Below are 20,904 nucleotides of genomic sequence, written 5' to 3'. Positions count from 1 at the left end.
TAGGTTGGGGAGCCAGTGCGTTGCGGGGGTCCCAAGAGTTGTAGCACCTGGCGTTTGAGGAACGTAGACGCGCCCTGCGCGGCTGATCGCAGAGTAACCCAACATTATCAAGGCTTTGTTGGGTTTCGCTTGCACTCAACCCAACCTACATTTCTTCTTAACTGAACTGTATTGGCGTATAAGTAAGTCGGTGAGAATAAATCAAACTATGTTAACAACGTCAAATTATTGCAATCAGTTCGTAGTAAGGACTTTAGTCCTTTCTTGAGGACTAAAGTCCACCCTGCGGGTAGACACAAAGTGGCTTCTGTTCCCCGAAGGGGTTCCCGTAGGGTAAGTAGCCGCTCTTACGAGCGTCTACACTACAAACTTTTGTTATTTGCACTGTCTTACTTATTCTTGAACTCATACTTCCCAAGTGGAGAATGAGATTAACAGCTGACATCCTCAAAACTGAAAAAATTTATTAACCCTGTCAAGGTGTAAGTCTCAAAGATAAGTTTTTCTTGGTGTCTTGGTGTCTTGGTGGTGAAAAAAATCATTTTTGAAACACTAAGACACTAAGACACTAAGAAGGAAATAGTTTTGTTTACTCAGACTTCTGAAGTCGGTGTATTCTTTGCCATAGCAAAGCAGCACTATCCCCATCTCCTTGATGTTCCTTAAGTAATGCCAAATGAGTAAGTGCCTCTTCAGAAGTTGGTTGTAGGTAAAGAGCTTTTTGGAAAGACTGAGCAGCCTGCTGATTCTGCCCCATCGCTTGCTGCACCTCACCGAGGGTGACATACGCCTCCGCACTGTCCGGAGTTTCACTGAGATAGTTATTGCACAATTGAGCCGCCTGAGCCAAATTACCTTGATTAGCTAAGGTTTTGGCTGTGGCTAATAAGTTCGGCTGGGAATCTTTTGGTAAATTTTCAGTATTGATTTTGATAGACTGTGGCTGCTTGATAGTCTGTTCCCCTATAGGGTTTAAAAACCCCCTGTTCCCCGATCCCCGTACTCTATGAGAAGCCGCTGACGCGTCTACGCGAAGCGTCTCCTCTGGAGAATCCCCGATCCCTTTTAAAGGTGTTTTTTGGAGAGTTGGGCGGTGTTTTTCCCAGGTAGGTTTGCGATCGCGTAGCGGCTCCTTCGGAGCATCGCTTGCTTGTATTACTGACTTGCGATAGGCAAATGCTCGTGGGTGACAAACTGGGATAAATCGCGTGTTGAGGAGTAACCCAGCTTCCGCATGTCCTAAAAACAGCAATCCCTCTGGGGTGACTAACCGTTCTAAAACTCGAAGCGTGCGCTTTTTTGTCGCAGGATCAAAGTAGATTAACAGGTTGCGACAAAAGACAATATCATAGGGCGATGTACCAGCCAGAAAATGAGGATCAGCCAGGTTCCCATATATGAAATTAACCATCTGTCTGATTTGCTCGCAGAGATGGTATCCTGTCTCTGTTGGCTGAAAATAGCGCTCTTGAAAACAGACGGTATTGCCGCGAAACGAGTTCTTGCCATAGATTGCTCGTTGGGCAGCGAGCAGAGAGTTTTTGCTAATATCAACAGCATCAATGTGAATCTTTGTAGCTGTTAACCCTGCTTCTAAAAGCGCGATCGCAATCGAATAAGGTTCCTCCCCGGTAGAACACGGGATACTCAGAACCCGCAATACACCCTTGGGTTGAGTTGGCAACCACTCAGAAAGCACATAACTCTTGAGAAAATTAAACGATTCCCGCTCTCGAAAAAACCAAGTTTCAGGAACAATCACGCTTTCGATCAGCGCCTCCCATTCCTGAGTTGATTCCTGCAAATTTCCCAAATAACTTTCGATCTCTGTGATTTTACAATGAGCCATCCGTTGAGCGATCGCTCTGGCAATCATCCCAGAGCTAATTGAACTGGCATCGAAACCTATCTTGCTTTTCAGTAAAACTTCGATAATAGATTGTGTCATTTACACACCTAAACCCCCACACCCTTACACCCCTAGTTTTTGTAAAAGATGAACTTGCTCAACATCTGATAACAAGGCATCTACGTGTACACACTGAATAATGCCTTGCTCGTCTACGATCATCTTACCCAAATAAGGTGCTGCGTCTATTTGGATATTTGGATCAACCAACTCAGTTTCAGACTTGTGTAAGGTTTCTACAACCCGTTCCGCCATCAAACCCAAAAGATAAGGTGTTTGGGATGGTGAGCTATCAGCCTGTTGCTTTACCTTGTAGTTAATCAGGATAATACGAGTACTCAAATGCTCAGAGCAGCGTTTCCCCCGAATCAACTGACACAAGTCAATGATTGGCACAATCCGCCCTCGGTAGTTAAAAACACCAGCAAAGTACTCAGGTGTATAGGGAAGGGTTTTGAGGACTACGAGCGGAAGCACTTCTACAACCTGCTGACTTTCCAAGGCATAGCGTTCATTGTCAATATGTAGCAACAAAAATAACATGACTTTACCTCTACAACGCAGCCTCAACAGCCTTTACCAGATTTTGATGTTGCTATATTAACAAAGCTTACTGAGAAACAGAAGAGAAAGCTCACGCACTAGACTCTAGTACTCCACCACACTAATTTTGATAGGTTTGTAGTGTAGACGCTCGTAAGAGCGGCTACTTTCAGAAGCCACTTTGTGTCTACCCGCAGGGTGGACTTTAGTCCTCATTTAAGCACGCGTATTGCTTACTACGAACTCCCTTAGCCTATCAAAATCTTTGTGGCAAACTAGTAGGTTGGTTGAGGAACGTAGACGAACTCTGCGCGGCTTCAAGATAGAGTAACCCAACATTTTCAAGGCTTTGTTGGGTTTCGCTATCGCTCTACCCAACCTACTATTATCTTTAACTGCGCCTTTGCGCCTCTGCGCGAAACTAAAACTCAGCGCTTTCTGGCGTTCTTGGGAAAGGAATCACATCGCGGATATTTCCCATCCCTGTCATAAATTGCACGAGTCTTTCAAATCCCAATCCAAAACCAGCATGAGGAACAGTACCGTAACGGCGTAAATCCAGATACCACCACAAATCCTCTAGTTTCATTCCTTGCGCGAGTACCCGCCTTTCTAACACTTCTAAACGTTCTTCCCGTTGAGAACCACCGACAATTTCACCAATTTTCGGCGCGAGAATATCCATTGCAGCGACGGTTTTTTCATCGTCGTTTAAGCGCATATAAAAGGCTTTAATTTGGGCTGGATAATCAGTTACAATGACTGGTTTTTTGAACAATTGTTCACAAAGATAACGTTCGTGTTCTGATTGTAAATCTAAACCCCAATTAACAGGATAATCAAACTGCACATCGGCTTTTTCTAAAAGTTTGATGGCTTCTGTATAGGTGATACGTTCAAATTGATTGTTGATAATATTATCTGCGATCGCTAAGACAGTATTATCAATGCGCTGGTTAAAAAATTCCATGTCTTCTGGGCATTTTTCCAGCACATATTTAAAAATATATTTGAGAAATTCTTCAGCTAAATCCATATCCCCATGGATATCACAAAAAGCCATTTCTGGCTCAACCATCCAAAATTCTGCTAAGTGACGAGAAGTGTTGGAATTTTCCGCACGGAAGGTGGGACCAAAAGTGTAGACGTTGCTAAACGCCATCGCCATGATTTCAGCTTCTAGTTGACCGCTAACTGTTAAATATGTTGGTCTAGAAAAGAAGTCTTTAGTATAATCTACTGTTTGATTTTCTGTGCGGGGAATATTTTTTAAATCTAAACTCGTGACACTAAAAAGTTCTCCTGCACCTTCGCAGTCACTAGCGGTAATAATGGGAGTGTGTACCCACATAAAACCGCGCTCTTGAAAGAATTGGTGAATAGCTGTAGCACAAGCATTACGGACACGGAAAACTGCACCAAAGGAATTAGTACGCGATCGCAAATGTCCAATTGTTCGTAAAAACTCAAAGGAATGGCGTTTCTTTTGCAGAGGATAAGTTTCGGGATCAGCTTCTCCGTAAACTTTGACGCTATCTGCTTTTAATTCCACACGTTGTCCTTTAGCAGGAGAAGCAACTAACACTCCAGCCACTTCCACGGAAGCACCTGTATTTAATTTTTTTAAAATATTTTCATAATCTGGTAAATCTTGATTAATTACCACTTGCAAATTTGCCAGAGATGAACCATCATTTACTTCTATAAAAGCAAAACCTTTTAATTCACGCTTAGTACGCACCCAGCCTTTAACTTCTAGTGAATCATCAGGCTGACCATTTCGTAATATTTCTACTATTCTTTGATTTGACATGTTTGTATCCGAACATAAAATCTAGAGTTTGACATTTTTAGAATTGTAGACTCTAAATTTTAATTTAAAAGATTTAGTTCTTAAATAAATCCCTGATCCCCGATCCCCGATCCCCGATCCCCGATCCCCGATCCCCGATCCCCGATCCCCGATCCCCGATCCCCGATCCCCGATCCCCGATCCCCGATCCCCGATCCCTACCCAGCACACGACTTAAATAACCAACCTATGATAACGCCTAATCCACCAAAGCGTATCGCTTGCCAAAAAGGCTCTCTAAAACTGCGCCAAGAAAACAGCTGACTCTCTAAGCACACTTCTAAAACTTCTAACTGCTGTTGAATTTGGCGTAACTCAGCTTCTATCTCTGGTGTTGGTTTTTTATCTTGACTGAGTTTATAAAGTTTATATTGTAATTGTTTTTGTTGACGGCGATCGCGTAGCACCTGTTGGTAACGTTCTTTTAAAGCCACAAGCGATCGCTCGACTTCTAACAGTTCTTGTTCAAAATCAAGTTCTTGATTATCCTCTTGTGGTGGTTCTGACGGTTTTTGAGGCTGCTTCATTAAAGTAGTAGAGTAAAGGTAAATGCGACAATACCTTGGAGTGTATGTCTCAATCTACACAGCCGCTTAAAAACAGTCAACTGAGTGAATTTACTACTGTAGAATTAGCTCAATCTCTCATGGAGAGATTGAGTATTTCTCCTAATGATTGGCATCGCCTCAAGTCTAACCGTAACGCTCGTGCTAGTGAACAACTAGCAGCAGCTCTTGTCTTCCTCCTTAAGGAAGAACCACAAGAAGCTTTAACAAGGTTAGAACAAGCGACAGGTTGGTTAGATCGCTCTATTTCTGCACCACCTTGTCCTACACACGGAAAAGGGTAATTGGTAATTAGTAATTGGTAATTGGTTTGCCTATTACCACTTACTAATCACCTATTCATTCTCTAATTTCGCAATAACGGTATACGCGGTCGAGCTTGCTCTAATTGCTTACAAAGTCTTAACTCAGTACCTTTGGTGTTCCACTCTACTTCGTCAAAAACAAGATGCAAAATAGATAAACCACGACCGTTTTCTGATTCATCTGGTGGTAGATACTCTGTTGGATCTATATCACAATTACAAGAAGGAGTAAAACCTCCCCCTTGGTCTGAGATGATCCACCAATATTTATTATCTATTAAGGAAAAACGTACTACTACCTTTTTACTAGGATCTAGATTATTGCCATGTTTAGCCGCATTAACTAGAGCTTCTTGGAGTCCTAGTCGTAATTCGGCTTGCATAGGCGTGGGAATTTCTGCCAGAAGTAAATCTAATATTGGACAGAGATATAGAGTTGAGGCAAAACTAATAGTACCCCAACTACGTCCTACTGGACGAAGTGAAATGGTGATCACAAGAGAAACCCCGCAGCTTCAGAGTTAGCTAGACATCAGTTTGCTGTCACAGGCACCCTGATAATTTGTGAGGTGGTCGTGTTGCCTTCAAACCTAACGTCTTTGGAACTAAATTTTGAAAATGCTAGGGAGCATTGGCTCTCCTAATGATTTTGGGCTGTCTCACATAAAACGGCTTAAGTAAACCTGCCCAAGCAGTTAGCAATTCAAAAAGTGCTGTGCATACGTAAAAGAGCATATTTATACTCTTTCATCTGCCGAACTTTAGTTTAGACGACCCAATTCATATTTGAGAATAGCCCATGCGGCTTCTATATTTTTGCACAATTAGAACTATATTTTTAGCTTAATTCAAGTTTAGCATTTTTACTATCTGCTAGACTACAAAATTCCAATTTGAGTTTTTTTTAAAAGATTTATATATATTTAACGCAACTGAAATGATGCGATGTTATGGATATCTGTGAATGGATTCATCGCACCTGTGCAACATAGCTATCGCACAAGAAAGGCTGCTGCTTCTACATGGGCGGTTTGAGGGAAAAAATCTGCTGGTTGTACACGTGTAAGAGTATATACACCATTTTCGCAAAATAATTTCAAATCACGCGCGAGAGTTGCTACTTTACAACTGACATAAACGATACGTTCTGGTTGAAATTCTAGTAAAGTTTCGACAACTTGGCGATCGCATCCTTTACGCGGTGGATCTAGTAAAACAATATCCGGTTTAATTTCCAGTTGCGGCAGTAATTTCTCGACTGCGCCTGTCATAAAAGTAACATTAGTAATTTGATTATATTTAGCATTGTCAATAGCCTGTTCTACCGCCTCCGGTTGTATTTCCAACCCAATTGCTTGACGAACTTGTTTTGCTAAGGGCAAAGTTAACGTACCAATACCACAATAGGTATCAAGTAGTATCTCAGTTCCTTGTAAGTGCAGTTCTGATTGAATAACCTGTAACAAATTTTCTGCTGTCTCCGTAGAAACCTGGAAAAACGTATCTGGACGTACACGAAATTCTAAACCTGCAAATTCTTCTCGCAGGTAAGCAATACCAGAAATACAACGAGTTTCAGATCCAAAAATAGTATTTGTGCGTTTTGGGTTATGATTTAAACAAACTCCTACTAGAGTAGGATAGTGCTTTAGCCATTCTTGTGCCTGATCTTTGATACCTGGTAAATTCCAATCTTTGACTACTAAAGTCAATAATATTTCTCCTGTCCGACGACCAATGCGTAAACCAAGATGACGAATTATTCCTGTGTGGTGTTGTTCGTTATAAATTGGCCAATTTCGCTTTTGAATATCTTGTTTAATTTTTGCCAATAAAGAATTTAATCGTGAATCTTGTACTGGGCATTGATTTAAATTAATCAATTGATGGCTACCTTTTTGGTAGTAGCCTGTTTGGACATTTCCAGTTGCAGATACACCCATAGGATAGGTGGCTTTATTGCGATAACCTAAAGCAGAAGCCGCTCTTAAAACCCTATCTACAGGTGGTTCCACAAAACCACCAATACGTTCTAAAGCTTGAATAACTTGATTGCGTTTTGCTTCTAGCTGATATTCATAATCTATATGTTGCCACTGACAACCACCACATTTATCAGCCACAATGCAGCTTGGTCGAATCCGGTAACTAGAAGGTTGTAATATTTGTTGCAGCTTGGCGTGAGCATGAGTAGATTTGACGTGTACTAGACGGACAAGAGCGCGATCGCCTGGTACAGTATCTGGTACAAACACCACCCGTTGGTGCGATCGTCCCACACCATCGCCCGTATCAGTTGTGTCTGTTATGTTAACTTCTATTAATTCACCTTGTTTCCAAGAAATATTAGTCATTTGTCAATAGTCAATGGTCAATGGTCAATGGTCAATAGTCAATGGTCAAGAGTTAATGGTTATTGGTCATTAGTTTTTCTGCGCGTCTATTTGTCCTCCTTGTCCTCCTTGTCCTCCTTGTCTCTCGTGTCCCTAATTCCTGATACCCAGTTCCTAATCCCCGATCCCCCTTCACTTGTGGACACAAGACTCGTTAAACTAGCAAATAATAAATCTCGTGATTCAATATCATGACTGTAGTAAGCCAAGTTATATTCAAAGCTGACGACGAACTGCGTTATCCTAGCAGTGGCGAACTCAAAAGCATCAAAGATTTTTTGCAAACTGGTGAACAGCGGGTACGTATTGTTAGTACCCTAGCTGAAAATGAAAAAAAGATAGTTCAGGAAGCTACCAAACAGCTTTGGCAAAAGCGTCCTGATTTTATCTCGCCAGGGGGGAATGCTTACGGAGAACGCCAGCGTGCTTTATGTATCCGTGACTTTGGCTGGTATTTACGCCTGATCACTTATGGCATACTTGCAGGCGACAAAGAACCAATTGAAACGATTGGTTTGATTGGTGTGCGAGAAATGTACAATTCCTTGGGTGTTCCTGTACCTGGAATGGTAGAAGCCATCAACTGTCTGAAAAAAGCCTCCCTTGATTTACTGAATGCAGACGATTCTTTGGAAGCAGCACCTTACTTTGATTACATCATCCAAGCGATGTCCTAATTCAAAGTGAGTACTCACGCTGTCTCAAGGTGTAATTCCACCTTAGTTGGTCTAAGTGGAAGATAGCACCTGCATATTGATCATCATTTCTTAATATCATCATACTCCCCACACTTGCTAGTGGCTCTGGCAAAATCTCTGTCAAGTTACCAACAAGTTGTGGGGATATTTTATTTGTCTTGGTTGGTGGTTGGTAGTTGTTTGTTTTTGGGAACAATCAACCAATAAAAATTCACAAATAAAAAGCCGACTGCCTTTTTAAAGACAGTCAGCAATTAGTGTGTTCCCTATTAATGACTCGGCTAGAGTTCAGTTGTCATTTATTATCTCTGTTTGGCAATTGCAGGAATAGGATCTTAATCATGAACGCTTGTGATTGTCATCACCAATTTATCTCAGTAAATTTGTATATGGCAAAACTTCTTGCCATCAAAACTGAAAATAAGTTTTGTATTATGACGATAATGAGGCTGCTTATTACATGATGAGATAGTATCAATCTTGCTGATATAAGCGGTATTTAGTGCTTCTGTTATGTTCTGAATTTGGGATAAGTATCCGGAATATTTTTCATTGAGGGAACACCCCCGAATGAAATTAGAGGGATTCGCCCAATTTATAGTAGCGGTGTTGTCTGGGTAATTGGTAATTAGAAGAACTGGAAGATTTTTCCCATTACCGATTACCGATTACCCAAAACCCTTATGATTTATAATAGGGAACAGAAATTATACTGAGTTTTTTAAGCGCAGAGCGCAGGCTACGCCAACAAAAATCAAATAGGAGTCTTATAGTCAAAATGGTTATCCTGCAAAAAGTGTCTTTGATACAAGCGATCGCTGTCATATTGTGATGATGTCGATACTTGCAAATAATAAATAGCAAGTGAAACAACCTGTTTGAATTCAGAACTGAGTTTTGACGAAGCCTTAAATAATGCGATGTTTACACAACAAACTCAGAGTTCAAGTTTTACTGGTTTGTGAATGTAGTAAATATATATATTATGAAATCGTCTTTATTTTTGGTATTCGTGAAAATACTGAAGTATTACTGATTGCCAGAACTCTAGCTAAAAAATTACGTATTTTTGCTATTGACCAATAAAAATAATTGTCTTTCCACACTAGCAACTAAAACTAACATAAGCAGTTAATACCAATTCTTCGTGAAGCTGCATAGAATTTTACCCCTCCCCCAACCCCTCCCCGCAAGCGGGGAGGGGTGGCGAAGCCGGGGTGGGGTCTTTGTATGCGTTTTCATATAGAATTGGTATAACCAGAAGATCAATAGCAAATTGACGCAGATTTGAGCATCTGTTGAGGATTTGCCCGTTTCCTATTCCCTGTTAAGAGTTCCCTATTTTCAATTGATTACGGGAATGGGACAGAAAATCGATACAATAATCATCTGTCCCCTTGGTGCATACTTCCATGACCACCGCTTGCGAACCTCCTTTTTCTCCTGAAGAAATTGCATCTGAAGGTCTTAAACTTGAAGAATACCAAGAAATAGTCCGACGACTAGGGCGTCATCCCAACAAAGCTGAACTAGGTATGTTTGGGGTTATGTGGTCGGAGCATTGCTGTTATAAAAATTCTCGCCCTTTACTGAAACAATTTCCTACCACAGGCGATCGCATCCTAGTTGGTCCTGGTGAAAATGCCGGAGTTGTAGACTTAGGTGATGGACTACGACTGGCTTTTAAAATAGAATCTCACAACCACCCTAGTGCAGTTGAACCCTTTCAAGGAGCCGCTACTGGTGTTGGAGGAATTCTGCGTGATATATTTACAATGGGTGCGCGTCCCGTAGCCATTTTAAATTCCCTCCGCTTTGGTTCTTTAGAAGACCCCAAAACACAAAGGCTATTTAGTGGTGTTGTTGCAGGAATAGCCCATTATGGTAATTGTGTGGGAGTACCCACCGTTGGCGGCGAAGTTTACTTTGACCCTGCTTACTCTGGCAATCCCTTAGTCAATGTCATGGCTCTGGGATTAATGGAAACCTCCGAAATTGTCAAATCTGGGGCATCTGGTATTGGTAATCCTGTTTTATATGTCGGTTCCACCACCGGACGCGATGGTATGGGGGGCGCAAGTTTTGCTAGTGCTGAACTCAGTGATGGATCAATGGATAATCGCCCGGCGGTGCAAGTCGGTGATCCCTTTTTGGAAAAATCTTTAATTGAAGCTTGTCTGGAAGCTTTTAAAACAGGTATAGTTGTTGCTGCCCAAGATATGGGTGCTGCTGGGATCACCTGTTCCACCTCAGAAATGGCAGCCAAAGGTGGTGTAGGGATTGAATTTGATTTAGATAAAGTACCTGTGCGCGAAATCGGGATGGTTCCCTATGAATATCTGCTTTCCGAATCTCAAGAGAGAATGCTATTTGTCGCCCAAAAAGGACGGGAACAAGAGTTAATTGATATTTTCCATCGTTGGGGACTTCATGCGGTTGTTGCTGGTACAGTTATTGCTGAACCAGTTGTGCGGATTCTATTTGAAGGTAAAATCGCAGCCGAAATTCCTGCGACAGCTTTAGCAGAAAATACACCTTTGTATGAGAGGGAATTACTCGCAGAACTACCGGAATATGTGCGTCAAGCCTGGGAATGGACACCAGATGCTTTACCTCCATGTACAACTGCTGGCATAGAAATTAAAGGAAAAGTTCATATTTGGAATGATATTTTGTTGCTTTTGCTCGATAATCCCACAATTGCTTCTAAAAGCTGGGTCTATCGCCAGTATGATCATCAAGTACAGAACAATACGGTAATGTTACCTGGTGGTGCTGATGCTGCGGTGATTCGTTTGCGTCCATTAGAAGAAATCCCCAATCTAAAATCCATAGACGCGTCAGCGGCTACCTACGGAAGCCACTCCGTGTCGAAGCGCAGGGTAATCCAAAATCCAAAATCGGGTGTTGCTGCTACAGTCGATTGTAATCCCCGCTACGTTTATCTTGATCCTTACGAAGGTGCAAAAGCGGTAGTCGCAGAAGCAGCACGCAATCTAAGCTGTGTGGGTGCAGAACCTCTAGCGGTGACAGATAACCTCAATTTTGGTAGTCCGGAAAAACCGATTGGTTATTGGCAATTAGCAGAAGCTTGTCGTGGTTTGGCTGAAGGTTGTCGGGAATTGGCAACCCCGGTAACTGGGGGTAATGTTTCGTTATACAATGAAACTCTTGATTCTCAAGGTAATCCCCAGCCTATTTATCCTACTCCGGTTGTGGGTATGGTGGGATTGATTCCTGATCTCAGTAAAATTTGCGGTCAAGCTTGGCAAACAGCAGACGATGTCATTTATTTGTTAGGTGGATTGTCTTCTGATTTAACTTTAGGTGGCTCAGAATACTTAGCTAGTATTCATGGTACTGTTGCAGGGAAACCACCACGAGCAGATTTTGACTGGGAACGACAGGTACAAAAAGCTTGTCGCGAGGGAATTCGCCAAGGTTGGGTACGTTCAGCTCATGATTGTGCTGAAGGTGGTTTGGTTATAGCTCTGGCTGAAAGTTGTATCACAGGTAAAATGGGTGCAGAAATTAGCTTAAACTTACCTGCAAATGATTCGCAGCGTCTAGACGAAGTATTGTTTGGCGAAGGTGGTGGACGGATTGTAGTTTCTGTAGCACCAGAACAACAAGAAATTTGGGAATCTTACTTACAGCAAAACCTGGAGCAAAAATGGCACAAACTAGGTAAAGTTGGGAATTCCGAAATCGGCTTGCGGGTTTTAACCTCTGATGGTCAAGCTTTAATCAACGCTAGGATTGAGGAAATGGGCGATCGCTACTCCAAGGCGATCGCAAAACGTTTAGCCATTTATACCAATACCCAAGAACGTTAAATAATCTAAAGATGAAGCGAATTTCATACTTTGGGCAGTTTACATTTCGCCCTTGATTAGCTTTTGCGAAAATAATAATTACGCTACTGTTTTAATAGATGGTTAACCATTTATTAATGTTTTTGCATCCATCTATTTACATAATCCTAGTCACTTGACACCCTCATCAGGAGCAAAGCTAGCATGATTCCCACCCATCCCATCACTGCGGATGACCAGCCTCTACCAATCAATAATCAAATGATTCATCAGGACACTCGATCAGATAAGCCAGAAGAAGCTTGCGGTGTTTTCGGCATCTATGCACCAGAAGAAGATGTAGCCAAACTCACTTATTTTGGATTATATGCTCTTCAACACCGGGGACAAGAATCGGCTGGCATTGCTACTTTTGATGGAGAACAAGTACATCTGCACAAAGATATGGGTTTAGTATCCCAGGTCTTTAACGAAGGAATTTTAAGCAACTTGCCTGGTCAGATGGGTGTTGGTCATACTCGTTATTCCACCACAGGTTCGAGCCGAAAAGTTAATGCCCAGCCTGCTGTGGTCGATACTAGTTTAGGGAAAATTGCGCTAGCACATAATGGAAATTTAGTCAATACAATTCAGTTACGTGAACAGTTGCTAGAGAATAACTGTAACTTGGTGACAACAACTGATTCCGAAATGATTGCTTTTGCGATCGCTCAAGAAATAGATGCAGGTCAAAATTGGCTAGAGGGCAGCATTAAAGCTTTTAATCGCCTGAGTGGAGCTTTTAGTCTCGCAATTGTTACACCTGCTGGTTTAATGGGTGTTCGTGATCCGAATGGTATTCGCCCTTTAGTAATTGGTACTTTGAGAAGCGATCCAGTGCGTTATGTGCTTGCTTCTGAAACTTGCGGTTTAGATATTATTGGTGCCGAATACTTACGGGATGTGGAACCAGGTGAATTAGTCTGGATTACAGAAGAGGGTTTGGCTTCCTACCACTGGAGTCCACAACAGCAACGCAAGCTGTGTATCTTTGAAATGATTTACTTTGCTCGCCCCGATAGTGTCATGCACAATGAAAGCTTGTACACTTACCGAATGCGGTTAGGGCGACAATTAGCAAAAGAATCACTTATTGACGCAGATATTGTCATTGGTGTTCCTGACTCTGGAATTCCTGCTGCCATTGGCTTTTCTCAAGCCTCCGGTATCTCCTACGCCGAAGGACTGATTAAGAATCGCTACGTCGGACGCACATTTATTCAGCCTACTCAAACCATGCGCGAGTCGGGCATCCGCATGAAACTTAACCCCCTCAAAGATGTACTCAATGGTAAACGAGTTATCATTGTCGATGACTCGATTGTCCGGGGAACCACTAGCCGCAAACTTGTCAAAACCTTGCGTGAAGCTGGGGCTACAGAAGTACATATGCGAATTTCTTCACCACCAGTGACTCACCCTTGTTTCTACGGCATTGATACCGATAGTCAAGAGCAACTAATTGCAGCCACAAAATCAGTAGCGGAAATTACCAAGCAATTAGAAGTAGATAGCCTAGCCTATCTGAGTTGGGAGGGAATGCTGATAGCAACGGGAGAAGATCCACAAAGCTTTTGTTCTGCTTGTTTCACAGGAGATTACCCCGTCGGTATACCAGAATCACTCAAAGCTTCTAAGTTAATGTTAGAGAAAGTGGTGATGTAATAAATTAGGTCAAAAATGTTTGAAGCACCTCAAGCTTAGAGGTGCTTTTTTAATCAATAATATCTGGATCTATCCCTAACTCGCGTAACTTCTCCGCCAGCTTTTCAACACGCTGCTTTGCTTGTTTAATTTGTTCTTCTGGCGTAGGATATCGTTTAGCTTCTTCGTCATACCAATACAACCATTCTCGCGTTACCCCGCTATAGCTTCCACGTTCGCAACCAATTCCTAAGCCAATTTCTGGTAGCCAAACAGGATTTTCTGCTTGCAATTCATACTTCCCATTTATTAACTTGTGTACTTCCAAACGTGGTTTGCGGCGACGACGAGAAGAATAAATTACGTAGTAAAGCACACCCAAAGCTGCATAATCATCCAACTTGGTAGTATATTCCTTGCGATAATTTTGAGAAACTACCTCTAGCACCAAAATCGGGACTACATTTTCATCCCAAAGCACGTAACTTGGACGTAATTCCTCATCATAAAATCGCTCTACGCCCAAACTTAAAAACCCATCTGGCACAATAGGAGGTTTATCAGGGTGATAATAAATACCCATATCTACCCCGAAAAACCAGTCCATGCGTTCTGCCCAGAGTAATAATAATATAGCTTTGAGTAAGCCTGGTATCAATTCTTGCAGTTCGTTATCCACAGGGGTTTCGTCAGAATCCGGTAGTTCTTCGGCAGAGGGTAAATAACTCGGCAGATTATACTCTAACATGGCTGTTTTTTCCCAAAGCTCATAAAAATTATAGCGATTCCCAGCTTACTACTTTGCCTACAACAGTCAAAAATCCAACTTTTTTGAAGACGCTATCTTTTGCCTGTCAACAACTCCAGGCATCATATAAGTTGAAGTATTAAAAGAGCAACTTTAAAATGACTATTTACTTTTACAAAGCTTACGAGCCTTATGGCTGTTTTTCTAACTTTTCTCCCCACGAGATTAAAATTGACGGTATTTATTGGCGGACAGTAGAGCATTATTATCAAGCTCAAAAATTTGTGGGAACACTAGATGCAGTCATTATACCCGTCATTCATGGGGTTGAGACGCCAGAAGAAGCAGCAGCATTAGGACGGTGTTGTACCCGCAAGGTACGTTTAGATTGGGAGATAGTTAAGACTAACATCATGCGAGAAGCTGTACTCAAAAAGTTTCTCACCCATGCTGATATTAGAGAAGTTCTGCTCACTACGGGCGATCAATTACTGGTAGAAAATTCTCCAAAAGATTATTTTTGGGGCTGTGGTGCAGATCAAACGGGTGAAAACCATCTAGGTAAAATCCTGATGAGTGTAAGAGAAGAAATTCGTGAACTTCCTACACTTACCTTACGGTAGAGTGTAGACTTCCTAATTTATTGGGGATAGCCTCAGTCGTCTTGACATCTCCCCCGGTTGAAACACGGGGGATTCTAAACTGATGTTGCTACGGGGTCTAGAAGACCCACTCCGCAACGTTTACGATATGATTTGGTTAATCCCTTAAACAAATCAACTCGTCTTGGGAGTGTCAATGCTCCCCTACCCAACTTGGCTAGATTTAAACCTAGCTGTGTGGCTACTTTTCTCGCAATATTAGCCGCGCCATTGCAATCAGCATTGATGACGTGACCATCACGACTTTTGTACAATCCACGTTTTACTCTTTTACCTGACGGTTTCCATCTTGTGGGTTTTTCACCATGCTTGTGGAGGCTATCGCCATCTAAGTAAGACGCTTTTGAGGTGTATGCTTCCTCAGTGATTGTTAACTTTATTCCGTACTCTGGACAAAGTTGTTTCAAGCGTTCAATCAATCTCCCTGTGGGGATGACCACAAAGTTTTGATTGCCGCGCTTGCCCATATTAGAACCATTCTTTTGTCCATCGTTCCAACCAATAACAAGGTTTCCTATGCGGTCATTAAGACATTGGTTGACAATGAATCGTGCTGCTTTGTTAACAGCGTCGCGCATCTGATTATTGCGTTTGCACTGCACTCTATCAAGGTTGCTGTCCCAGTAAAAATCTGATTTTCCTTGTTTGTACTTCGCAATTAAACGACAATAACCTTGGTTCATTGATTTAAGTTTGCGACCATCAATGATTAGGCTTTTACCACAAGTTGAAACACCTGTTAACCAGTTAGTGCCACCGTGGTCAAAACTCCATGCTTGGGTGTAATCAAGCTTGGGATTGTTGTCAATTGGTTCTTTGCCATCATCAATAACCCAATCAATCCAAAACTCACCAAGATAAGGACGTATTGTTACTTCCTTAACCCAATCTGAATCAATGAATTCAGGCAATTGTAGGGCAATTTCAGTTAGCAGATGTGGCTTAGTATCACGACTAATTGATGGGTAGAAGCAACCACCTTTGTAGTTGAGTGCTTGACGCGGAAACGTTACGGCAGCAAGACCACCGCGTTTTCTGTACTTTGGCAATGATGGTCTATCAACTTCACCTTTGTAATAAGCATTAACTAGTCCGTTATAGCTAGTGATTGATTCTCCAACCGTCTTAAGAGTTTGCTGTGCTGACTGTGCAGCCATCGCTTTGTAATGTGGATTCTCTTTAAGAACTTTGTCTAGTTCTGGGTAAGTCGTACTGCATTTATACGTCTTCCAACCGTAACGTAATTCATCACCACGCCAGTAAGTTGTAAACGCATCATCCGTCTGTTCAAGTCTGCTGTAATGAGTTTGGCGAGTGTGATAAATCGCTGAATTAATAAGACTATTAGCGTGTTCACACTGATCAACCCAAAATACCTTTTCTTCATCGGTAAACGTTGCTTTAAGGGGTATCGTTTTGTACAACTTGTCATCACCTTCTGTTGTTGATTATAATTGCTGCTATAAGTAAAGTCAACAATATTTCGGAAGATGGCAAAACTTTCTAAGGAAGACCACGAGTACAGGCGTACTGAAAATTCAGTATCTTCAATTAATTACCATTTTGTGTTTGTACCAAAACGCCGTAAACCAGTATTAACAGGGGATGTAGCGCGTAGATTACAAGAGATTATCTTTGAACTTGTCACTGAGCATGGGTGGAAGTTAATTGCTTTGGAAATTCAAACCGACCATGTACATTTATTTCTCAATACACCCACCCACGAATCACCCGCAGATATTGCAAGATGGGTGAAGGGTCGAGCATCACACCACTTAAGAAAAGAATTCCCAGAATTAAAAAAACTACCTGCTTTGTGGACTCCGACTTACTTTGTAGCGTCAACAGGTCAGGTCAGTACTGAGGTAGTTAAAAAGTATATTGAAAATCAACGTGGGAAGTAAGAAAAACGCCCGACTAAAGTCCTTCGGGTTGCGTTTCATCCCCTCCTTGAAAGGTAGGGGTTCTCACGCTCCCGTATTATTCTGATAGTTTTTTACCTTCAAGTCTCTGACAAAAGGTGAGACTTGTCCTGCATTTGTGTAGTATTTTTGGTGAAAGCCCGTCTTTATACATTCATCCAATGAAACAGTTTTTCTGCCAATTATTTAATTGGAAAAAACATATCCAATGGCTGATTCTGCCAGTGGTGATAATTCTAGTATCTGCATTTTTTGCTACACCTGCTTTTGCCACAGGTGTATATGAAATGCCAAATTTCACACCCAATACTTGGGTTGTAGACCAAGCTGAAGTTATTAGTCGTATCAATGAAGGCAAGATTAGTAGTGCTTCAGAGGATTTGGCAAAGAACACCAGGAACGAAGTAAGATTTGTCACGGTACGCCGCTTAGATTATGGTGAAACCCCGGAAAGCTTTACAAAAGCATTGTTTGAAAAATGGTTTCCGACAGCAGATGCCCAAGCCAATCAAACTTTATTAATGATTGATACCGTTACCAACGGTGCTGCAATGATTAGTGGCGATCGCGTCCGGTCTTTATTGACAGACGAAATTGCCAAAAGTGTAGTAGATGAAACCCTGATGGCGCCTTTGCGATCAGGTGACAAATATAATCAAGCGTTTTTAGATGCTAGTGATCGCCTAATCACTGTACTTTCTGGTGAACCCGATCCCGGCCCACCCCAAATAGTGGAAAAAGTACAGGTAGAAGGCACTTTTGGGAAAACAGAAGCAGCCGAAAAAGGTAATGCGATCGCCTGGGTTGTGGGACTTTTAATTGCTGCAACTGTCATCCCAATGGCGACTTACTACATTTATCTGGCTGTTCAACCATCTTCTTCTGATAGTTAGTAATTGTTTGTTCGTAGTTGTTTGTTGTTTGAAATACCACCAACAAACAACTAATCTTGAACATACTCTTGCCCTGTCACCAAAGCAATCTCAGCACGAACAAATTCTCGACCTAAATAAGCTGCGTGGTCTAGCTGAGTCACGGGACAGGGCTTTGTTTTTTCAAATATTTCCACAGATAATTCTTTTGCTGTCCTACCTGTAAATATTGTTGTGTGAGTTCGTGCTACTTTTCCTCGTGCAGGAATTACTTTTCCTGTTTCTGGATCTACTGCTAAACCATGCTCATCAATTACATTTGTGAAATGCTTGGCACAAATCAGCCCTGTTTCTTGCTCTAAGTAAATAATGAAATATCCACCAGGATCAAGATCAATATGACGCTGAGAAAGCTTATTATCTATTTGCGCTATATCTTCCAACTTCAAACCCATACTTACCGTAAAACGTAAACTTGATTCAGGAGTTTTTCATCCTTTCTCAAGTTTAATTCTGATCTAGCTCAAAATATTCCAGGACTTACGCAAAATAATGAAAAAACGTAGACGCACAAGCGGCTACTTTCAGAAGCCACTTCGTGTCTACCCGAAGGGTACCACAAAGGACACGAAGAACACAAAGGAAGAATAGTTTCACAGAGCTATTGCGTAAGTCCTATATTATTATGAAAGTTATTTTGAAATATCAATTATTTTTTGAGAAAATGGTATTTCTGCATTAATTGCCTCAATTTCTTGCTGTTCGAGTTCATTTACTTCATCAATATAAGAACACAAAATTTTTTGCAAACGGTTATTGTAAAAACGATGTAAACTGTGGTTAGGCTGTGCAGGAAAACCACGACGTTTTTTATGGCGTCCACCTGCACCGGGATCAAAGATTTGGATATCGTTAGCGATCGCCCATTCAATCGGGGCATAATAACAAGCATCAAAATGTAAACAATCTATTTCTTGAAAACTACCCCAGTAGCGCCCATACATTCTATCGCCCTTGAATAAACAAAAAGACATCCCCATTGGTTGCTGCTGATTTTGTTCATTATATGCAGCGAAAAATAAAACGCGATCGCGATAATTCTCGTGTAACTGCTCAAAAAATCGCTTTGTTAAATATTTGCTACCCCACCAGCCAAATTTATCGCAAGTATCTGCATAAAATTCGTACATTAACCCAAAAAAAGACTTGGGAATTTCCTCCCCACTCAAGGGTTGTAATCGTAAACCAGCTTTTTCTACTGCTTTACGTTCGCGCTTGATATTACGACGTTGGTTAGCATTAAATACTGCCAAATAATCATCAAAAGTTTGAAAGCCAAGATTTTCCCAAATATAGCTGTGGTGTAGCCAGGTAGTAAAACCACAGCGTTCTAAAACAGGACGCCATTGGGGATCTACATATAGAAAATGACAACCAGAAATATGGTGTTTTGAGCAAAAAGCGTCAATTTCATGTACCATAATTGCTGTGATCTCATCTTCATCTTCCCCAGGCGCTATTAAAAATCGATAGCCTTCCGCAGGAGTAAATGGTGTCATTCCCAACATTTTGGGGTAATATTCCACACCAATACGTTGTGCCAAATCAGCCCATTGGTGATCAAACACAAATTCACCATAACTATGTCCTTTCAAGTAAAGTGGTGCAACACCAACTAGTGTCCTATCTCGCCACAAAGTCAGGTGATTTGGTAGCCAACCTGTATTAGCTGTAGCACTACCTGAAGTTTCCAAATTGTTCAGCCAATTCCACTCTAAAAACGGTGTTGTCAGTGGTAGTGCTAAAGCATCCCAGGCTGATTCGGGAATTTCGGCAATTTTGTTAATCCAAGCAACAGAGTAGCGAGGTCTTAATTGTTCCACCATCGCGAGCTTCCGATACAAAAGTTAATAATCATTTTACCTATTATGGTGGGGCAACGGGGAAGGTGGGGCCCCCTCTGGGGATAAGGGGCAACGGGGATCGGGGATTGTGGGGAGACAAATGACAAATGACCAACAACTAATCACTAACAATTCGATAATGAAGAAAAACTTCTTGGTCTATCCTATCAACTTGTATAAGTTGCAAACGAGGAGCTAGTTGTGATGGAAATCCTTTACCTTCAACTGGTGTCGGCGCCGCAGCACCACCTAAAATCAAGGGACAAATAGTCAGCCAAAGTTCATCTATGAAATCTAATTCCAGCATCGAGGCGACTAGTTCACCACCACCAAGTATTGCTAATTGTGCTATTCCCAATTTTGATAGATGCTCCAGAGCTGCTGCAACATCAATTTTTCCCTCTTCTGTTTCAAAGACCATAATCTGATCAAATTCAGGTCGTTTCTGCCAAAAAACTGCCCCTGTGCTTGTGGTGAGTAACCAACGTTGAATTGGCTGTTGAAAAAAGCGAATTTCCGGATTTAGGTTGGCTGAGTGTGTAGTTACAATATGTACTGGTTGAAGGGGTTTACCCCCTTGTATCCGATTTTGCAGTAATTGTGGGCTTGTTACGGTTAGTGTCGTACCGTAGGCGCGGAGAGTACCAGCACCAAATAAGACTGCATCAGCAGCAGCAATTCTGTTTTCCAGATGTGCTTTATCACTCTTAGAGCCAAAACGAGCAGGCGATCGCGTAACATCGGCTATTTTGCCATCTGCACTCATGGCTAAAACCACAGTAGTATAAGGTCGATATTGCACCATTGTTTTGATTTGTATATTTTGTCTATATTTTGACTTGGGATTCTCAAAAAATAATGCTGGCAAACTCCTGTTTACAACTAATTTCACAACTTTATTTGCATCTGGTCAAAGTTGTAATTATAACTAGTTGCTTTCAGGGTTTGTATAATATATATTTTTTTGCTATCCAGCTATCTAATGGTTTAAAATTTTTGTCATCAACCAATATTTATCGTTTAAAAATAGTA

18 protein-coding genes are annotated in these 20,904 nt (G+C 41.6%); 7 read left to right on the top strand and 11 right to left on the bottom strand.

The window, feature by feature from the left end:
• Window positions 1-589: 589 nt before the first annotated feature.
• From ACE1AT_RS13740 to ACE1AT_RS13725, 4 genes are all read right to left on the bottom strand, one after another.
• Complete coding sequence (locus tag ACE1AT_RS13740) at window positions 590-1,948, bottom strand: CheR family methyltransferase (protein WP_374869147.1); 1,359 nt, start codon at window positions 1,946-1,948, stop codon at window positions 590-592.
• A 24-nt stretch (window positions 1,949-1,972) separates the two neighbouring features.
• Complete coding sequence (locus tag ACE1AT_RS13735; RefSeq protein WP_374869145.1) at window positions 1,973-2,452, bottom strand: chemotaxis protein CheW; 480 nt, start codon at window positions 2,450-2,452, stop codon at window positions 1,973-1,975.
• A gap of 421 nt (window positions 2,453-2,873) precedes the next feature.
• Window positions 2,874-4,265 carry an asparagine--tRNA ligase gene (asnS, locus tag ACE1AT_RS13730; protein ID WP_374869143.1) on the bottom strand — a complete coding sequence of 464 codons (1,392 nt, stop codon included), beginning with the start codon at window positions 4,263-4,265 and terminating at the stop codon, window positions 2,874-2,876.
• Window positions 4,266-4,462: 197 nt separating this feature from the next.
• Entirely contained in the window at window positions 4,463-4,831 is a 369-nt protein-coding gene (locus ACE1AT_RS13725) for a hypothetical protein (RefSeq protein WP_374869141.1), read from the bottom strand.
• 44 nt (window positions 4,832-4,875) lie between these two features.
• On the opposite strand from ACE1AT_RS13725, the gene ACE1AT_RS13720 reads away from it, so the two are divergent.
• Entirely contained in the window at window positions 4,876-5,154 is a 279-nt protein-coding gene (locus ACE1AT_RS13720) for a DUF6439 family protein (protein ID WP_374869139.1), read from the top strand.
• 62 nt (window positions 5,155-5,216) lie between these two features.
• Here the strand turns inward: ACE1AT_RS13720 and ACE1AT_RS13715 are convergent, their stop codons facing one another.
• Together ACE1AT_RS13715 and rlmD are read right to left on the bottom strand one after the other, a co-directional pair.
• Window positions 5,217-5,672, bottom strand: a complete 456-nt coding sequence (locus ACE1AT_RS13715; protein WP_026722398.1) for an anti-sigma regulatory factor — start codon at window positions 5,670-5,672, stop codon at window positions 5,217-5,219.
• Window positions 5,673-6,167: 495 nt separating this feature from the next.
• Window positions 6,168-7,529 carry a 23S rRNA (uracil(1939)-C(5))-methyltransferase RlmD gene (gene rlmD, locus ACE1AT_RS13710; protein WP_374869137.1) on the bottom strand — a complete coding sequence of 454 codons (1,362 nt, stop codon included), beginning with the start codon at window positions 7,527-7,529 and terminating at the stop codon, window positions 6,168-6,170.
• Window positions 7,530-7,759: 230 nt separating this feature from the next.
• Between rlmD and ACE1AT_RS13705 the strand changes: the two genes are divergently transcribed.
• The 3 genes from ACE1AT_RS13705 to purF all read left to right on the top strand — a co-directional run bounded on the left by ACE1AT_RS13705 (window position 7,760) and on the right by purF (window position 13,785).
• The gene (locus tag ACE1AT_RS13705; protein ID WP_374869135.1) at window positions 7,760-8,245 is read left to right on the top strand and encodes an allophycocyanin; all 486 of its coding nucleotides are present in this window, start codon (window positions 7,760-7,762) and stop codon (window positions 8,243-8,245) included.
• Window positions 8,246-9,678: 1,433 nt separating this feature from the next.
• Entirely contained in the window at window positions 9,679-12,102 is a 2,424-nt protein-coding gene (purL, locus tag ACE1AT_RS13700; RefSeq protein WP_374869133.1) for a phosphoribosylformylglycinamidine synthase subunit PurL, read from the top strand.
• Between the two features lie 183 nt (window positions 12,103-12,285).
• The gene (purF, locus tag ACE1AT_RS13695) at window positions 12,286-13,785 is read left to right on the top strand and encodes an amidophosphoribosyltransferase (protein WP_374869132.1); all 1,500 of its coding nucleotides are present in this window, start codon (window positions 12,286-12,288) and stop codon (window positions 13,783-13,785) included.
• A 49-nt stretch (window positions 13,786-13,834) separates the two neighbouring features.
• Here purF and ACE1AT_RS13690 read toward each other — a convergent pair whose 3' ends face one another.
• The gene (locus tag ACE1AT_RS13690; protein ID WP_374869130.1) at window positions 13,835-14,512 is read right to left on the bottom strand and encodes a Uma2 family endonuclease; all 678 of its coding nucleotides are present in this window, start codon (window positions 14,510-14,512) and stop codon (window positions 13,835-13,837) included.
• A gap of 158 nt (window positions 14,513-14,670) precedes the next feature.
• Between ACE1AT_RS13690 and ACE1AT_RS13685 the strand changes: the two genes are divergently transcribed.
• Window positions 14,671-15,135 (top strand): NADAR family protein, encoded by a 465-nt coding sequence (locus ACE1AT_RS13685; RefSeq protein WP_374869128.1) that lies wholly within the window; start codon window positions 14,671-14,673, stop codon window positions 15,133-15,135.
• Between the two features lie 74 nt (window positions 15,136-15,209).
• Here ACE1AT_RS13685 and ACE1AT_RS13680 read toward each other — a convergent pair whose 3' ends face one another.
• Window positions 15,210-16,598 carry an RNA-guided endonuclease InsQ/TnpB family protein gene (locus tag ACE1AT_RS13680; RefSeq protein WP_374869126.1) on the bottom strand — a complete coding sequence of 463 codons (1,389 nt, stop codon included), beginning with the start codon at window positions 16,596-16,598 and terminating at the stop codon, window positions 15,210-15,212.
• A 66-nt stretch (window positions 16,599-16,664) separates the two neighbouring features.
• Here ACE1AT_RS13680 and tnpA point away from each other — a divergent pair, with 66 nt between their 5' ends.
• Complete coding sequence (gene tnpA / locus ACE1AT_RS13675; RefSeq protein ID WP_374869124.1) at window positions 16,665-17,078, top strand: IS200/IS605 family transposase; 414 nt, start codon at window positions 16,665-16,667, stop codon at window positions 17,076-17,078.
• Window positions 17,079-17,257: 179 nt separating this feature from the next.
• Window positions 17,258-17,989 carry a photosystem II repair protein Psb32 gene (psb32, locus tag ACE1AT_RS13670; protein WP_374869122.1) on the top strand — a complete coding sequence of 244 codons (732 nt, stop codon included), beginning with the start codon at window positions 17,258-17,260 and terminating at the stop codon, window positions 17,987-17,989.
• Window positions 17,990-18,039: 50 nt separating this feature from the next.
• Here the strand turns inward: psb32 and ACE1AT_RS13665 are convergent, their stop codons facing one another.
• The 3 genes from ACE1AT_RS13665 to ACE1AT_RS13655 form a co-directional block, all read right to left on the bottom strand.
• Window positions 18,040-18,423, bottom strand: coding sequence for a DUF4346 domain-containing protein (locus ACE1AT_RS13665; protein WP_374869120.1), 384 nt, complete (start codon window positions 18,421-18,423; stop codon window positions 18,040-18,042).
• 237 nt (window positions 18,424-18,660) lie between these two features.
• Window positions 18,661-19,854, bottom strand: coding sequence for a GNAT family N-acetyltransferase (locus tag ACE1AT_RS13660; RefSeq protein ID WP_374869118.1), 1,194 nt, complete (start codon window positions 19,852-19,854; stop codon window positions 18,661-18,663).
• Window positions 19,855-19,990: 136 nt separating this feature from the next.
• Window positions 19,991-20,677 (bottom strand): RibD family protein, encoded by a 687-nt coding sequence (locus ACE1AT_RS13655; protein ID WP_374869159.1) that lies wholly within the window; start codon window positions 20,675-20,677, stop codon window positions 19,991-19,993.
• Window positions 20,678-20,904: the final 227 nt, after the last annotated feature.

This window comes from Pelatocladus sp. BLCC-F211 (genome assembly GCF_041928655.1).
Taxonomy (GTDB): Bacteria; Cyanobacteriota; Cyanobacteriia; order Cyanobacteriales; family Nostocaceae; genus Pelatocladus.
The sequence above is the reverse complement of the archived record's forward strand: the minus strand, read 5'-3'. Positions and strand labels throughout refer to the sequence as shown.

Bases quoted from the DNA above. Each gene is read 5' to 3' on its own strand.
- ACE1AT_RS13740 (WP_374869147.1), bottom strand. From the start codon at position 1,948: ATGACACAATCTATTATCGAAGTTTTACTGAAAAGCAAGATAGGTTTC.
- ACE1AT_RS13735 (WP_374869145.1), bottom strand. From the start codon at position 2,452: ATGTTATTTTTGTTGCTACATATTGACAATGAACGCTATGCCTTGGAA.
- asnS (WP_374869143.1), bottom strand. From the start codon at position 4,265: ATGTCAAATCAAAGAATAGTAGAAATATTACGAAATGGTCAGCCTGAT.
- ACE1AT_RS13725 (WP_374869141.1), bottom strand. From the start codon at position 4,831: ATGAAGCAGCCTCAAAAACCGTCAGAACCACCACAAGAGGATAATCAA.
- ACE1AT_RS13720 (WP_374869139.1), top strand. From the start codon at position 4,876: ATGTCTCAATCTACACAGCCGCTTAAAAACAGTCAACTGAGTGAATTT.
- rlmD (WP_374869137.1), bottom strand. From the start codon at position 7,529: ATGACTAATATTTCTTGGAAACAAGGTGAATTAATAGAAGTTAACATA.
- ACE1AT_RS13705 (WP_374869135.1), top strand. From the start codon at position 7,760: ATGACTGTAGTAAGCCAAGTTATATTCAAAGCTGACGACGAACTGCGT.
- purL (WP_374869133.1), top strand. From the start codon at position 9,679: ATGACCACCGCTTGCGAACCTCCTTTTTCTCCTGAAGAAATTGCATCT.
- purF (WP_374869132.1), top strand. From the start codon at position 12,286: ATGATTCCCACCCATCCCATCACTGCGGATGACCAGCCTCTACCAATC.
- ACE1AT_RS13690 (WP_374869130.1), bottom strand. From the start codon at position 14,512: ATGTTAGAGTATAATCTGCCGAGTTATTTACCCTCTGCCGAAGAACTA.
- ACE1AT_RS13685 (WP_374869128.1), top strand. From the start codon at position 14,671: ATGACTATTTACTTTTACAAAGCTTACGAGCCTTATGGCTGTTTTTCT.
- tnpA (WP_374869124.1), top strand. From the start codon at position 16,665: ATGGCAAAACTTTCTAAGGAAGACCACGAGTACAGGCGTACTGAAAAT.
- psb32 (WP_374869122.1), top strand. From the start codon at position 17,258: ATGAAACAGTTTTTCTGCCAATTATTTAATTGGAAAAAACATATCCAA.
- ACE1AT_RS13665 (WP_374869120.1), bottom strand. From the start codon at position 18,423: ATGGGTTTGAAGTTGGAAGATATAGCGCAAATAGATAATAAGCTTTCT.
- ACE1AT_RS13660 (WP_374869118.1), bottom strand. From the start codon at position 19,854: ATGGTGGAACAATTAAGACCTCGCTACTCTGTTGCTTGGATTAACAAA.
- ACE1AT_RS13655 (WP_374869159.1), bottom strand. From the start codon at position 20,677: ATGGTGCAATATCGACCTTATACTACTGTGGTTTTAGCCATGAGTGCA.